The sequence below is a fragment of the Agromyces sp. Marseille-Q5079 genome, from assembly GCF_051016555.1.
Lineage (GTDB): Bacteria > Actinomycetota > Actinomycetes > Actinomycetales > Microbacteriaceae > Agromyces.
Genome location: NZ_JBPEJF010000003.1, coordinates 299,091 through 313,537, shown reverse-complemented (window position 1 = coordinate 313,537; position 14,447 = coordinate 299,091). Strand labels below are relative to the sequence as shown.

12 protein-coding genes are annotated in these 14,447 nt (G+C 71.8%); 6 read left to right on the top strand and 6 right to left on the bottom strand.

The genetic code is table 11. The features are described from left to right. The first annotated feature begins 7 nt into the window (after nt 1–7). From ACR3IO_RS08915 to ACR3IO_RS08900, 4 genes are all read left to right on the top strand, one after another. On the top strand, nt 8–934 hold the full coding sequence (locus ACR3IO_RS08915) for an ATP-binding cassette domain-containing protein (RefSeq protein WP_434070836.1): 927 nt from the start codon (nt 8–10) through the stop codon (nt 932–934). Further along, nucleotides 931–2,589 (top strand): ABC transporter permease, encoded by a 1,659-nt coding sequence (locus ACR3IO_RS08910; RefSeq protein ID WP_434070835.1) that lies wholly within the window; start codon nt 931–933, stop codon nt 2,587–2,589. The genes ACR3IO_RS08915 and ACR3IO_RS08910 overlap by 4 nt, the downstream gene beginning before the upstream one ends. Nucleotides 2,590–2,643: 54 nt before the next feature. Next, entirely contained in the window at nt 2,644–2,865 is a 222-nt protein-coding gene (locus tag ACR3IO_RS08905) for a DUF5302 domain-containing protein (protein ID WP_434070834.1), read from the top strand. Between the two features lie 98 nt (nt 2,866–2,963). Further along, nucleotides 2,964–6,788, top strand: a complete 3,825-nt coding sequence (locus ACR3IO_RS08900) for a DUF3376 domain-containing protein (protein ID WP_434070833.1) — start codon at nt 2,964–2,966, stop codon at nt 6,786–6,788. Between the two features lie 164 nt (nt 6,789–6,952). Here ACR3IO_RS08900 and ACR3IO_RS08895 read toward each other — a convergent pair whose 3' ends face one another. The 3 genes from ACR3IO_RS08895 to ACR3IO_RS08885 form a co-directional block, all read right to left on the bottom strand. Further along, nucleotides 6,953–7,582 carry an FMN reductase gene (locus tag ACR3IO_RS08895; RefSeq protein WP_434070832.1) on the bottom strand — a complete coding sequence of 210 codons (630 nt, stop codon included), beginning with the start codon at nt 7,580–7,582 and terminating at the stop codon, nt 6,953–6,955. Between the two features lie 9 nt (nt 7,583–7,591). Then, on the bottom strand, nt 7,592–8,803 hold the full coding sequence (locus ACR3IO_RS08890) for an LLM class flavin-dependent oxidoreductase (RefSeq protein WP_434070831.1): 1,212 nt from the start codon (nt 8,801–8,803) through the stop codon (nt 7,592–7,594). A 186-nt stretch (nt 8,804–8,989) separates the two neighbouring features. After that, nucleotides 8,990–10,612, bottom strand: a complete 1,623-nt coding sequence (locus ACR3IO_RS08885) for a M28 family metallopeptidase (protein WP_434070830.1) — start codon at nt 10,610–10,612, stop codon at nt 8,990–8,992. Nucleotides 10,613–10,799: 187 nt separating this feature from the next. Here ACR3IO_RS08885 and ACR3IO_RS08880 point away from each other — a divergent pair, with 187 nt between their 5' ends. Continuing rightward, on the top strand, nt 10,800–11,177 hold the full coding sequence (locus tag ACR3IO_RS08880; RefSeq protein ID WP_434070829.1) for a thioredoxin family protein: 378 nt from the start codon (nt 10,800–10,802) through the stop codon (nt 11,175–11,177). On the opposite strand, the gene ACR3IO_RS08875 is transcribed toward ACR3IO_RS08880, so the two are convergent. The 3 genes from ACR3IO_RS08875 to ACR3IO_RS08865 form a co-directional block, all read right to left on the bottom strand. Beyond that, nucleotides 11,174–11,785, bottom strand: coding sequence for a hypothetical protein (locus ACR3IO_RS08875; RefSeq protein ID WP_434070828.1), 612 nt, complete (start codon nt 11,783–11,785; stop codon nt 11,174–11,176). The genes ACR3IO_RS08880 and ACR3IO_RS08875 overlap by 4 nt on opposite strands. Nucleotides 11,786–11,848: 63 nt before the next feature. Continuing rightward, complete coding sequence (locus tag ACR3IO_RS08870; RefSeq protein ID WP_434070827.1) at nt 11,849–12,760, bottom strand: LLM class flavin-dependent oxidoreductase; 912 nt, start codon at nt 12,758–12,760, stop codon at nt 11,849–11,851. A gap of 10 nt (nt 12,761–12,770) precedes the next feature. Then, nucleotides 12,771–13,766, bottom strand: a complete 996-nt coding sequence (locus ACR3IO_RS08865) for an EamA family transporter (protein ID WP_434070826.1) — start codon at nt 13,764–13,766, stop codon at nt 12,771–12,773. 94 nt (nt 13,767–13,860) lie between these two features. Between ACR3IO_RS08865 and ACR3IO_RS08860 the strand changes: the two genes are divergently transcribed. Next, complete coding sequence (locus ACR3IO_RS08860; RefSeq protein WP_434070825.1) at nt 13,861–14,412, top strand: CGNR zinc finger domain-containing protein; 552 nt, start codon at nt 13,861–13,863, stop codon at nt 14,410–14,412. Nucleotides 14,413–14,447 lie beyond the last annotated feature (35 nt).

Sequence of the window (14,447 nt, the reverse complement as noted above, 5' to 3'; positions counted from 1 at the left end):
AGCCGTCATGAACGCAGCATCCACCCCGGCGATCGAGGTCGCCGGCCTCGTCAAGCGCTTCGGCGCCGTCACCGCCCTCGACGGACTCGACCTGCGCGTCGAGCAGGGCCAGGTCATGGGATTCCTCGGGCCGAACGGCTCGGGCAAGTCCACCACCATCCGCATCCTCCTCGGCCTCGCCCGAGCGGATGCCGGCAGCGCACGCCTGCTCGGCGGCGACCCGTGGCGCGAGGCGGTCGAACTGCACCGCCGCATCGCCTACGTGCCCGGCGACGTGAACCTCTGGCCGAACCTCACGGGCGGCCAGGCCATCGACATCCTGTCGCGGCTGCGCGGCGGCGTCGACCGCGCGAGGCGCGACGCCCTCGTCGAGCGCTTCGACCTCGACCCGTCGAAGAAGGCCCGCACGTACTCGAAGGGCAACCGGCAGAAGATCGCCCTCGTGGCCGCGCTCGCCTCCGACGCCGAGCTGCTGATCCTCGACGAGCCCACGTCGGGCCTCGACCCGCTCATGGAGGGCGTGTTCACCGACACCATCCGCGACCTCACGCACGAGGGCCGCAGCGTGCTGCTCTCCAGCCACATCTTCGCCGAGGTCGAGAAGCTCTGCGACCAGGTCACGATCATCCGCGCCGGGCGCACGGTCGAGGCGGGCACGCTCGCCGACCTGCGGCACCTGCACCGCACGTCCGTGTCGGTCGTGCTGCCGGGCGGCCCGGGCACCCTCGCCGAGCGCACCGACCTGCACGACCTCGCGGCCGACGGCGAGCACGTGAGCTTCACGGTCGACGACGCCGACCTCGGGCCCGTGCTCGTCGACCTCGCGTCGCGCTCGCCCCGCTCGCTCGTGTCCACGCCGCCGTCGCTCGAAGAGCTCTTCCTCCGCCACTACGGCATCGACCTGCCCGCCGGCGAGGCGGTGAGCGCGTCATGACCGCGATCGCCCCCGCCCGGCCGACCGCGACGACGCCCGGGCACACGTCCCCGGTCGCGACGTTCGCCGGCTTCCCCGACCTCACGGCGTTCATCCTGCGCCGCAACTGGCTGCGGCTGGCGCTCTGGATCGTCGTGCTCGTCGCCATGGTCGCCATGGTCTTCGAGTCGCAGCGCGTGGCGTTCCCGACGCAGGAGTCCCGAGACGCGTACGCGGCCGTCGCCAACACGCCCGCGGTCGCCGCGCTCACCGGCCTGCCATACGGGGCGGGCACGCTCGGCGGCATCCTGAACATCAAGATCTGGATGACGCTCGCGGTGTCGATCGGCTTCGCGTCGATCTTCCTCGTGACCCGCAACGGTCGGGCCGAGGAGGAGAACGGGCGAACCGAGCTCGTCCGCGCCGGCGCCGTCGGGCACCACGCGTACAGCCTCGCGAACCAGCTCGTCGTCGGCGGCCTCAGCGTCGTCATCGGCCTGCTCATCGGCCTCACCTGCATCGGCCTCGGCCTGCCCGCCGAGGGGTCGCTCGCGATGGGCGCCTCGATCGCCGGCGTCGGCATCGCCTTCCTCGGCATCGCCGCGATCGCCGGCCAGCTCACCTCCACCAGCCGGAGCGCGAACTCGCTCGCCTCGATCGTGCTCGGCGTCTCGTACCTCGTGCGCGCGATCGCCGACGTGCAGGCCGAGGGCGACACGCCGAGCCCCCTGAGCTGGGCGTCGCCCATCGGCTGGGCGCAGAACATGCGCTCGTTCGGCGAGAACACCTGGTGGCCGCTGCTCCTGCTCGTCGGCCTCGGCGTCGGCGGATGCCTCGTGGCCGGCGCCATCGAGTCCCGCCGCGACGTCGGCGCCGGCGTGCTGCCCGATCGCCCCGGACCCGCACGCGCGAGCCGATCACTCACGACCACGCTCGGGCTCGCCGTGCGGCTCCAGCGCGGCCCCATGATCGGCTGGCTGATCGGCGGCATGGTCGGCGGTGCCTTCTATGGCGGCGTCGCGACGGCGATGGCCGACCTGCTGGAGCCCGGCAACGCGTTCGCCGAGGCGTTCGCGGGCTCCGCGGACTCGATGCTCGACGGCATCCTCGGCCTGTTCGTGATGGCGGCCGCGATGGTCGCCGCCGGATTCGCCGTGCAGGCCGCGACCACCGTGCGGCTCGAGGAGGCCGCCGGCCGTCTCGAGCCCCAGCTCGCCGGCGCCGTCTCGCGCACCCGATGGGCGCTCGTGCACCATCTGCTCGCCGCCGGCTGGGGCGTGGTGATCCTCGCCGCATCCGGCCTCGTCTTCGGGATCTCGTACGCCGCGACGTCGTCTGACCCCGACCAGGTCTGGCGCATCTTCGCCGCGTCGCTGGCGTACATCCCGACGATGTTCGTGCTCACGGGCGTGGCGGTGTTCCTCACCGGGTGGATGCCGCGGGCCACCGTGCTCGTCTCCTGGATCGTGTACGGCGCGAGCGCCGTGATCGCGATGTTCGGCCCGCTGTTCTCGATGTCCGAGGCGGCGATCGAGTCGACGCCGTTCGCGGCCACCCCGCGCCTGCCCGGAGCCGAGTTCGAGCTCCTGCCGCTCGTCGTGCTCTCCCTCGTGGCGCTCGCGCTCTGGGTGCTGGGACTCCTGCGGTTCCGGGCGCGCGACCTCACGCAGGCCTGACCGGGTGCGTGCGGGCGCCGACCCGCCCGCACGCATCGCGCCTAGACTGGGCCCATGAGTTCGGACGACGACAAGACGACCACGGGCGAGACCGGCGCGGACCAGAACGGCACCGGCCCCTCCGATGACGTCAAGCGAAAGTTCCGCGAGGCGCTGGAGCGCAAGAACAAGCAGCAGCACCACGGCGAGGCGCACCTGAACGGGCGGGGCGCGGTCGACCACGCGCAGGGCAACGCCGCGACGAAGCAGGAGTTCCGCCGCAAGAGCGGCGGCTGAGCGCGCCGACGCCCGATCAGGGCGGGCCCTGATGACGGCGGGGCATCCGACTCGGTAGCGTGTGGCCGACCATCCCAGGTCTTCCGCAGGAGCCGCAGATGTCCGAGCCAGTCCCGCACGATTACGTGAGCTTGCACCTCGACCGCGCCGCGGTGGCGGGGTCGGTCCCCCGGACCTACGGCACCTTCCCCGAGCCCGAGGGCGTCGACGCCGCACCGGAGTTCGCCGGCGACGTCAACGCCCGCGTGTTCCTGCCGTCGGGCGCGTCCCCGTACGCGGCCCGAGGGCTGCGCATCGCCTTGGCGATGAAGGGCGGCGTCAGCCTCGCCGTGTGGATCGGCGGGGCGGTCGCCGAGCTCGACGTGCTGCGGCGCATCCGCATCTACCGCGATGCCGACGACACGGCGCAGGCGCTGCTGATCCGGCCCGCCCCGTCGGACGCGTCCGCGGTCGCACCCGACGAGCTGCTGCTGCTCCGCGCCGACGCCTACGCCCGCGTCCTGCACCGGCACGGCTACGACAAGATCGAGTTCGACGTGCTCGCCGGCGCGAGCGCGGGCGGGCTGAACGCCGTCATGTACGCGGTGGCGCAGCGCGCGGGCGTCGGACTCGACGGCATCCTCGGCACGTGGCTCACCACGGGATCGGCGTGGGGCCTGCTGCAGACGGGCGAACCGTCGCAATTCGACTCCGTGCTCCGCGGCGACACCTTCTTCTGGCCCGAGCTCACGGGCGCGCTCGAACGCATCGCCGCCGGCGACGTCGGCGGCGCGGCACGCCCCGCCGAGGTCGGCGAATCGGACCGCACGAGCGCGGCGCGCTCGGCACTCGCCTCGCCGCACGTCGTCGTCGACCTCTCGGCGACGCTCATCGACGGCACCGACACGACCGAGCGGGGCACGGCCGAGGGCCACGCGCATTTCCGCTTCGTCGGCGACGACACCGACACGGTGCCCGATCGCGGCATCCCCGGACTCGATCCCGACGCCGATGCGGCCCGCGCCTGGTCGCGCCTCGCCTACGCCGCACGCACCACGTCCTCCTTCCCGGGCGCGTTCGAGCCGGCGCTCATCTACTCCGGGGAGGGCCCGCTCGGGACGACGGATGCCGCGGACACCCCTGACATGCGCAACGTCTTCAGCGCCCATCGGCCGAAGGCCCGGAAGCATCCCTTCCGCGTGGTCGACGGCGGCGTGCTCGACAACATCCCGATCGACCGGGCGCTCCGCGCGGTGCGGAACGTGCCGGCCAACGAGCACGTCAACCGCGCGCTCGTCTACCTCGATCCGTCGCCGAAGGAGCGTCTGAAGGCCCTCGTGCGCGCGACGAAGTACGACGGGCCGCCGCCCGTCCGCCCGCCGCTCGCCCCCGAGGTCCGGACCGACCGGCTGTCCCGCATCGTGTTCGCGGTGCGCTCGGCGCTCGGCAAGCGCACCGGCGAGTCGACTGAGGACGAGATCGACGCGGTGTTCGCCGAACGCACCGCGGCCCTCGTGCGGAAGGGACGCGACGAGCTGCTCGCCGTGCGCCTCGACACCACGCCGACGGCCGGCGAGCAGCCCGCCGAGCCGTGGCTCAGCTCGCTCGCCGCGTACACGCGCCTGCGTTCCACCGCCGACGCAGAGCTCCTCTGCTCGGTCTTCGCCAAGCCGGGCGAGTGGACGCTCGGCACGAACCTGGAGCGCCGCCCGTCCCGCCGCGCCCTCGACCGGCTGAGCCTGTCGAGGTTCGCGGGCCGCCTGCACGACCTGCTCGAGGCCATCAGCCGCGAGGAGCCTGCCGACGCGCGGATCCCGTCCGACGCGGTCGCCCTCGGTGCCCAGACCCTCGTGGACGCCTCGTTCTGCGTGCTCTCATGGGTGCGCGCCATCGAGGATCAGGCGTTCTCGACCGCGTCGCTGCCCGCCTTCGATGCCGAACTGAAACGGCAGGGCATCGGGCGCACCCGCGCGGCCGTTCGGGAGTCGCTCTACCAGGTGCTCCGACGCGCCCGCGACCTGCGCGACCTCGCCGTGCAGGAGGCGCTCGACGTCATCGACGCCATCACGCCGTCCGACGGGCCGATCAGCGCCCCGCAGGCCGCCGAGGTGGCCGTCGTCTGGCTCACGGAGAACGGTGCCGAGCAGGTCCGGCGCACGCAGCTCTGGACCGATCTCGACGGCATGGTCGCGTGGCTGCAACAGGCGAACGCCGTGCTCGCGACGCTCCCGGAGCAGGCGAAGTGGGCGACGTCGCCCTGGCACCGGATGCCTCCCGCCGGGGTCGCGTTCCCGGCGAGCGACCTGCCGCTCGTCTTCGCGGGCAGCGGACTGCCGACGGCCTCGTCGCTGATCCGGTTCCACGCGATCGGCTCGGACACGCAGCCCGCGAAGGTGCGGGGCTACCGGACCCTGCTCGACGCACAGCTGCTCGACGGATACCGGGCCGCCCTCGCCAAGCCGAAGCAGGAGCTCGACGCCGAGACGCTCCGCCGCCTGCTGGAGGACGACAAGCTGTACTCGTCCTCGAAGCTGGCGGGCCTGCGCATCGCGAACTTCGCCGGGTTCCTCAGCACCGACTGGCGCCGCAACGACTGGTGGTGGGGGCGGCTCGACGCCTCGGCCGGCATCATCTCGTTCCTCCAGGCCATGGAGCCGGCGCCCGGCGCGCCGCGCGTCGCCGAGTCCGAGCTGGAGACCGTGCACACCGCCCTCCTCCGGGAGCTGAACGCGAGCGACGATCGCCCGTACGTGGGGGCGGTCGGGCCCGTCGACGCACCCCACGACGTGGAGCCCGAGAAGATCCGCGAGCGGATGGTGCGCGGCACGCAGGACCTCGAATCGCTGCGTTCCGGGTACCGCATCGCCCTGTCCTCGCGGGTCGTGCGGGCGGCCTCCTCGGCGCTCGTGCGCGACACGGCCCGGCTCTCGCCCGCGCGCATCTCGCAATGGCTGCTGCGACCGCTGCTCGTCCTCGCGCCCGTGCTGCTCTCGACGCCCCGCCTGATCCTCGCCCTCATCGTGATGGCCTGCGGCCTGATGCTGACCGTGCGCGAGCTCACCGGCACGCTCGACGAGTCGGCGGGGCTCTCGCGAAGCCTCCTCGGCGCCGGCATCGCCACCCTCATCGCCGCCGCGATCGTCGCCGTGCGGTTCGCGACCGCGATCGGCGCCGCACGCGCACGCCGCAAGCTGATCCACGCCCATCTCGACGGGAGCGCGAACGGCCTCGTCGACGCGGAGCGCGCCCGCCGCGTCGTCGACACGGCCGAGCGTCGCGCGCGGTCGCCTCGGCTCTGGCTCGTCGTCATCACGGTCGCGCTGCTCGCCGTCTTCTTCACCGTGTCCTGGCGCTTCGGCCTCTGGACCCTGCCGTTCTGGGTGGCCCTCGTGGTGCTGGTCGGCATCACCGAGCTCGCGCATCGCCAGTTGCAGACCGTCGCGGTCGCCAGGCGCCGGCGCCCGGGCCGCTGGGTCCTGCTCATCGCCTTCGTCGTCGCCGCGATCGCCGTCACCAGCATCCTGCCGACGTGGCTCGACCAGCTGACGGCCGAGCTCGCCACGCCCTACGCCGAACTGGTCTGGCGCTCGATCGCGGCACTGGTGGTCGTCGCCGCGATGACGCTCACGCTGTTCGCGGCGACCATGCGGACCCGCCACCTCCTCCTCGTGCTCGGCGTGGCGCTCGTCTCGACGGTCGCGGCGGTCGCGGCGACGACGCTGCTCGCCTCCCTCGACGACGCCGCGACGGGAACCGATCCCACGGCCGTCGCGATCGCCGCGGGCATCACGGCGGCCCAGGGGTGGGCGGCGTACGCCCTCACCGCCTGGCTGGTCGGCACCGTGCTCTGGTGGGCGCCGTGGTTCCGCGGCTTCGAGACCGACGTGGAGCCGCCCAGCGATCGAGTGTGGGACCTCGAGCCCGACTCGCTCGTCGGCGGCTGACATCCTCTCGTCGCGGCATCCGCGATGGTGCACCGGCGCACCGCCGTGCTCGTGTTCACGGCCCGGCACGTGCCGTTCGCCCGGATCACCGTGAACCTCGCCGCGGGCGCAGACCGCGGGCCCGGCGCCGGTGTCGGCGTCGGGCCCGTTCGGTCAGGCGGAGATCACTCCCCCGCGAGGCCGCCGATGAGGTGGCCGGTGGGCCGGTCGAGCGCGAACGGGTCGTTCACGAGGTCGGCGCGGTCGCTCCGCTCGACGAGGTCCGCGAACTCCTTGGCGCCGCGGAAGATGCGGTCGGGCAGCGACCGCACGCCGTCGCCGCCGTCGCCCCAGTCGCTCGTGGCCGCGTACACGCCCGTGGACACCGGGATCGCGTGCAGGTAGGTGAAGAGCGGACGGATCGCGTAGTCGATCGCGAGCGAGTGCCGCGGGGTGCCGCCGGTCGCACCGATGAGCACGGGCAGGTCGGTGAGCGCCTGCGAGTCGATCACGTCGATGAACGACTTGAACAGGCCCGCGTAGCTCGTGGTGAAGATCGGCGTGACGGCGATGAGCCCGTCGGCCGAGGCCACGGCCTCGAGCGCCTGCTCGAGCTTCGGCGGCGCGAAGCCCAGCAGCAGGTTGTTCGTGATGTCGTGGGCGAGGTCTCGCAGCTCGAAGGTCTGCACGTCGACCTCGATGTCCCGCCCGCCGAGGATGCTGACGGCATCCGCGGCGAGGCGATCGGCGAGCTGGCGTGTCGAGCTCGGGGTCGAGAGCCCCGACGAGATGACGACGATGCGCTTGATGGTCATCGTGGACTCCTAGCGGACGGCGGCGGGGCCGAAGGCCGAGCCGGTCTTGACGGGTGCGGGTGCGGCCTGCGCGTCCTGGTAGGGCGAGGGGCCGGCGAGGTTGTCGCCGCGGTTCGCGTTCGGCGTGGCCTGGCGCGGGGCCTCGTCGCCGTACTTCGCGGCGACGAGCGAGGCGTGGGTCGGGGCATCCGGAACCTCGGCGGGGCGGTTCTTCGCGAACTCGCGACGCAGGACCGGCACGACCTCTTCACCCAGCAGGTCGAGCTGCTCGAGCACGGTCTTCAGCGGCAGGCCCGCGTGGTCCATCAGCCACAGCTGGCGCTGGTAGTCGCCGACGTAGTCGCGGAACCCGAGGGTGCGGTCGATGACCTCCTGAGGGCTGCCGACGGTGAGCGGTGTCTGCTGCGTGAAGTCCTCGAGGCTCGGGCCGTGCCCGTACACGGGCGCGTTGTCGAAGTACGGACGGAAGTCGCGCACCGCGTCCTGCGAGTTCTTGCGCATGAACACCTGGCCGCCGAGGCCGACGATCGCCTGTGCGGCGGTGCCATGGCCGTGGTGCTCGAAGCGCTGGCGGTAGAGGGCGATCATGCGCTGCGTGTGCGAGGCGGGCCAGAAGATGTGGTTCGCGAAGAAGCCGTCGCCGTACGAGGCGGCCTGCTCGGCGACCTCGGGGGTGCGGATCGAGCCGTGCCAGACGAACGGGGGCACGCCGTCGAGGGGGCGGGGCGTCGAGGTGAAGCCCTGCAGCGGGGTGCGGAACCGGCCCTGCCAGTCGACGACGTCTTCACGCCAGAGGCGGTGCAGCAGCTCGTAGTTCTCCATCGCGAGCGGGAGGCCCTGACGGATGTCCTTGCCGAACCAGGGGTAGACCGGCCCGGTGTTGCCGCGGCCGAGCATGATGTCGACGCGACCGCTCGACACGTGCTGCAGCATCGCGAAGTCCTCGGCGATCTTCACGGGGTCGTTCGTCGTGATGAGCGTGGTCGAGGTGGTCAGCTGCAGGGTCGAGGTCTGCCCGGCGATGTAGGCGAGCGTCGTGGTGGGCGAACTCGACCAGAACGGCGGGTTGTGGTGCTCGCCGAGTGCGAAGACGTCGAGTCCGACCTCCTCGGCGTGCTTGGCGATGGTGAGCGTCGCCTGGATGCGCTCGGCCTCGGTCGGGGTGCGGCCCGTGGTCGGATCCTGGGTGATGTCGCTGACGGTGAAGATTCCGAATTGCATGGTGCCCCTCCCGGGTGTTCCCTCTGACGCATTCAGTATATGCATTTGCATATATCTCGTCCAACGGATGCCCCGGCCAACCTATTCCCGATTTCCTCCCGCCGATTTCACCCCGGCCGCGAGGCCGCCGCGCACACGAGAGCGGGGGCACCCGAAGGCACCCCCGCTCAGTCGTGGAACGTCGGATCAGACCGCGTCGAGCGGACCGTGGCCGTGGTCGGGCGAGAGCCCGCCACCGCCGCCGACGGTGCCCTCGGGCCCGGCCGGATCCGGCAGGAGCTCGAACGGCAGCCTCTTGCCCTCGACGCCGTTCACGTCCTCGGTCGAGTACGCGTAGGTGAGCACCGCCGTGGCGATCGCGCCCAGGTTCACGCTGAGCGCCTCCGCGCTGATGTTGTCGATCGTGTCGCACACGAGGTGGTAGCACTGGTCGAACTGCTCACCCGCGACGCCGCCCCAGATCGCCTGCTGCTCCTCGGTCTTCACGACTTCGGCGCCAGTGAACAGACCGCCCGACGGGATGCCGTTCAGGATGAAGGCCTCGTAGTCGCTGCGACCCGAGAACTCCGCGTCGTCGTACGGCGTGTTGGTGACCGTGAAGTAGCTCTCGAAGAGGTCCTCGATGGCGACCGATCCCTCGGGCACCACCACGGGGGCCTCGTAGCCCGACTCGTCGCTGTCGTACACCATGTAGATGTAGTTGGGCGATGCGACCATGTCGAAGTTGAGGTACAGCGCGATCTCGTCCTTCTCAGGCTGCGACAGTCCGTCGACGTAGGCCGCCGAACCGAGCAGGCCGCTCTCCTCCGCACCCCACCACGCGAAGCGCAGGGTGTTCTCGGGCTTCAGCTTGCTGAGGTTCTGGGCGATCTCGAGGAGCGAGGCCGAGCCGCTGCCGTTGTCGTTGATGCCGGGTCCGGCCTGCACCGAGTCGAGGTGCGCGCCGGCCATGACGACGTTGCCGTCGTTCTTGCCCGGGAGCTCGGCGATGACGTTGACCTGCGGCCGCTCCTCGGGAGCCGGGACGAAGATCGACGCCGCCGACGACGGCTGCGCGAGCGCCACGCCCTGCTCGAAGCTCGCACCGACGACGGGGATGTCCAGCGCCTCGGTGTTCTGCCCGAAGAGCGTGCCCACCAGCGGTCCGGATCGTTCGGGCGTGTTGCCCTGGTTGAAGATGATGACCGCCTCGGCGCCGGCATCCTGCGCGTTGCGCGCCTTGATGCCGAACTCGCACGTTCCGCGCTGGATCAGCGCGATGTCGCTCGTGCCCGAGAAGTCGAGTCCGTCGAAGTCCTCGGGCTCGCAGCCGCTGTCGACCGGATCGTAGGGCGCCGTGAGCACGAGGTCGACCGGGATGACGTTGCCGTCGACCGAGCCGTAGCCGGTTCCGGTGAAGGAGTCGGTGTCGTACTCGGCCTCGATCGGCGCGGTCTGCGACAGCGTGGCCGGCCCGACGAACGTGTACGGGAACTCGTCGAGGGTGACGTTCCACCCGGCGGCCTCGAGCGTCTCGACGACGTACTCGACGCTCGCGTCGTAGCCGGGCAGGCCCGCCGCGCGATTGCCGCCGTTCTCGTCGGCGATCTCCTGGAGTGCCGTGAGGTGCTCCAGGGCACCCGCGGTCGAGGCGCATTCGAGCAGTTTCGCGACCGTGTTGTTGTTGCGGTTGTCGCATTTCGCCGCTGCGCCCGCCTGTCCGCCGGCGGCCACCGCGGCCCCCGTCGGGACGAGCACCAGCGCGAGTGCGGCGGATGCCGCGACCGCGATGGTTCGGATGTCTCTGGATCGTGGTGCTGTTCGTCGCATCATGTTCCCTTCGCTGTTCCGCACGGGCATCTCCGTTGACACCCGTTTGGGCCGAAAGCATAGGATGCGCGCGCGACCGCCGTAAGGGGAAGGCGAGCACCCGCCCGAGAGACGCACGAATCGTGCGTCCAGCCCTCTCGCAGCGAACATCGGGTGAGTGCCGAGCACGAGACCGTACGCTTGACGCATGGCTACCGTCGCACTGACCCTGGAGACCTTCGAGCAGACCATCCTCGAGGGCGGCACCGTCTTCGTCGACTTCTGGGCCGGCTGGTGCGGCCCGTGCATGCAGTTCGCCCCCAACTACGAGGCGGCGTCCGAGGCGAACCCCGACCTCGTCTTCGCGAAGGTCGACACCGAGGACCAGCAGCAGCTGGCCGCGGCGATGAACATCACGTCGATCCCGACGATCATGGCGTTCAAGGACGGCATCGGCGTCTTCGCCCAGGCCGGCGCGCTCCCCCGCCCGGTCTTCGACGACCTCGTCTCGCAGGTGCGCGACCTCGACATGGACAAGGTCCGCGAGCAGATCGCGGCCGAGCAGTCGGAGTCCGTCGAGGCCTAGGCCCGCGCGAGCGCGTCCGCGAGGCCGCTCACGTCGAGATCGACGCCGAACGGGCGGTCTGCCCCCGTGATGAGCGCCGGGACACGCACGAACACGCCTTCGCCCCGGAGCTCGTCGATCCGGTCGAGCCACGGCTCGGCCGCGGCATCCGCGATGAATCCGGCGTGACGCGGTCGGTCGCCGCCGACGAGCTGCACGCCCACCCGGTATCGGCGGGACAGCCAGCGGCTCGAGCGCGGCACGAGCACGGCGTGCTGCTCACCGCCGCCGTGGATGCGCGCGAGGTCGATGGCCGCCTGGTGGCGGTGCACGTCGGCGACCGGCAGCAGGGTGCGTACCTCCCGCTCGCGCTGCGGCGCGTCGAGGATCACGAGTCCGTCGAGCGTCGAGAGGTCACCCCAGCGATCGGGGTTCGGACGCTCGTTCCGCCCGCGCACCAGCGGCACCACGAGCCACGCGAGCGCCGCCACGAGCACGACCGTGAACGGCCAGAAGAGCCACGGCGACGAGCTCGGACGCACCAGTCCGGTGAGGATCAGGAGCACGAGCAGCACGAGGTACGGCGCCGGCTCCCACGCCAGGATGGGCTTCGAGCGGGGTGCGGGCATGCAGGTCAGGCTATCGCGGCGTCGGCGAGCAGAAGAATCGAGCGGATGCCGCATCCGCGCGTCTCAGCGCAGCGCGGGCAGGCGCGAGGCGACCTCGTCGAGCACGGCGCGGTCGCCCGCGTAGATGCCGTGCTCGCGGGGCCAGTGCGCGACGACGTCGGTGAAGCCGAGCTCGGCGGCCCGTCCGACGGCGTCCTCGAATGCCCCGACGCTCGTCAGCGAGTACCGCGCCGACGAGTCGAGCAGCAGCGTGCGCGGCATCGTCGCGGCGTCGCGTCCGGCGGCCGCGCAGGCGTCCTCGAGGCGGCGCGAGAGCACGCCCGCGTACGCCCACCACTCCTCGGTGTCGTCGACCGACCCGGCCGTGGTGACCCAGCCGTCGCCGAGGCGCACGGCGAGCGCCATGGCCTTCGGGCCGTCGGCGGCGATGTGCAGCGGCATCCGCGGCGCCTGCGCCGGTGCGCCGACCATGCGGGCGTTCACCGCGCGGTACCACTCGCCGTCGTAGGAGATGCCACCGGATGCCGCGTCGGCGCCGCGCCCGTCGGCCTCGCCCTCGAAGCGCAGCAGCACGTCGAGCGCCTCGGTGAACTCGGCGAACCGGTCGAAGCGGGCGCGCGGGGAGATCTCCTCGTCGCCGAGCACGAACGCGTCGAAGCCGGTGCCGCCCGACCCGACGCCGAGCAGCACGCGGCCGCCCGAGATCTGGTCGACGGTGGCGATGTCCTTCGCGAACGGCACCGGATGCCGGTAGTTGGGCGAGGCGACGAACGTGCCGAGCCGGATGCGCTCGGTGACCATGGCGGCCGCGGTGAGCGTCGGCACGGTCGCGTGCCAGCGCTCGCCGGCGAGGTCGCGCCACGAGAGGTGGTCGTAGGTCCAGGCGTGGTCGAAGCCGTACTCCTCGGCGCCGCGCCAGAGTCGGGCGGCTTCGGGCCAGTCGGCCTGGGGCAGGATGCAGATTCCGAATCGCATGGTCTGGAGTCTAGGTCTCCGACCGGCCCGCCCTCGCGTCGACGGGCACGGGCTCCGCGCCGAGGAGCAGGTCGGGTTCGCGTCCCGTCGCGAGGCCCGCGACCGGGCGCTCGAAGCGCACGAGCACGATGCCGCCGAGGATGAGCAGGCCGCCGAGCAACTGCACCGGGCCGATCGCCTCGCCGAGCAGCACCCACGCGACGATGCCGGCGAACACGACCTCGGACAGGCCGAGGAACGACGCCAGCCTGGTGCCGAGGATCTGGATCGCCTGGATGCCGGAGACGTAGGCGAACGCCGTCGAGACGGCGCCGACCGTGAGCACCGGCACCCACCACGGCGCCATGCTCCCGAAGAACGCGACCTCGCCGAAGCGCGCCTCGAACGGCACGAGGCCGATGGCGAGCGAGAGGCCGAGCACGAGGCATCCGATGAAGAGGCCGACGGCCGCGAGCGCGATGGGCGGGATGCCCGTGTCGCTCCGCTCGCCGAGCACGTAGTAGACGGCGACGCCGATCATCGCGATGGCGGCGAAGGCGATGCCGATCGGGTCGAGCGCGCCACCGCCCGTCGGGCCGATCACGAGCACGAGCCCGGCGATGGCGACGACCGAGCCCGCGAGCACGACGAACTGGGGCACGTGACGGGTGCGCACCCACGCGAGTGCGACGAGCGCGACCGGCGCGAGGTACTCGATGAGCAGGGCCGTGCTGACGGGGATGCGCGAGATCGACATGTAGAAGGCGAGCTGCACGCCGGCGACCGCGACGACCGAGTAGACGAGCACCGTCCACTTGGCGCGCCAGAGCGGCCGCAGGTCGAACTTCAGCGCCACGAGGCCCGGGACGAGCAGCAGCAGCGCGCCGACGAGCACGCGGAAGAACACGGCCGCACCGGGCGACCAGCCCGACTCGAGCAACGGCTTCACGATCGCGCCGCCCGCGCCGAACGCCAGGCCGGACCCGAGGCCCAGCGTGATTCCGAGGATGCCGCGTGAGGCGCGCATTCCGACCCCGATCCGTTCGTTCGCGAGTCGAGCCCCGTCATGCCCGAAACTCGTTATGCTCGTGACAGTACTCGCGAGAGCGGTCAGGAGTCAAATGTTTTTCACCCATGACACGGAGTCGGCGCTCGTCTTCATCGCGGCCCTCACGGACACGGTCCCCGAAGCCTCGGACTCGGGCGACGACGAGCTGCGCACCATCGAGCAGCTGAACGCGCTCATCGAGCACTGGCGGTACTCGGGCCGGCACGACCGCGACGCCCGCGAGCTCACCGAGGTGCGCGAGGTGCGCGGACTCCTGCGCACCCTGTGGCTGCTCGAACGCGACGACGCGGCCGAGGCGGTCAACGACCTGCTGGCCGACGCCCATGCGCTCCCCCGGCTCGTGCGCCACGACGACCTCGACTGGCACATCCACGCGACCGCGAACGACGAGCCGCTGGCCACGCGCATCCTCGTCGAGGCGGCGATGGCGTTCGTCGACGTCATCAGGTCCGACCAGATGGATCGCCTGCGCCTATGCGACGCCGACGACTGCGAGAGCCTCTACGTCGACCTCTCGAAGAACGGCTCCCGCCGGTTCTGCACCAGCCGCTGCGGCAACCGGATGGCGGTTCGCGCCTACCGCGCGAGGGCCGAGGCGGAGTAGGCGCCGCAGCGCCGCAGGCGCAGCGCCGCAGGCGC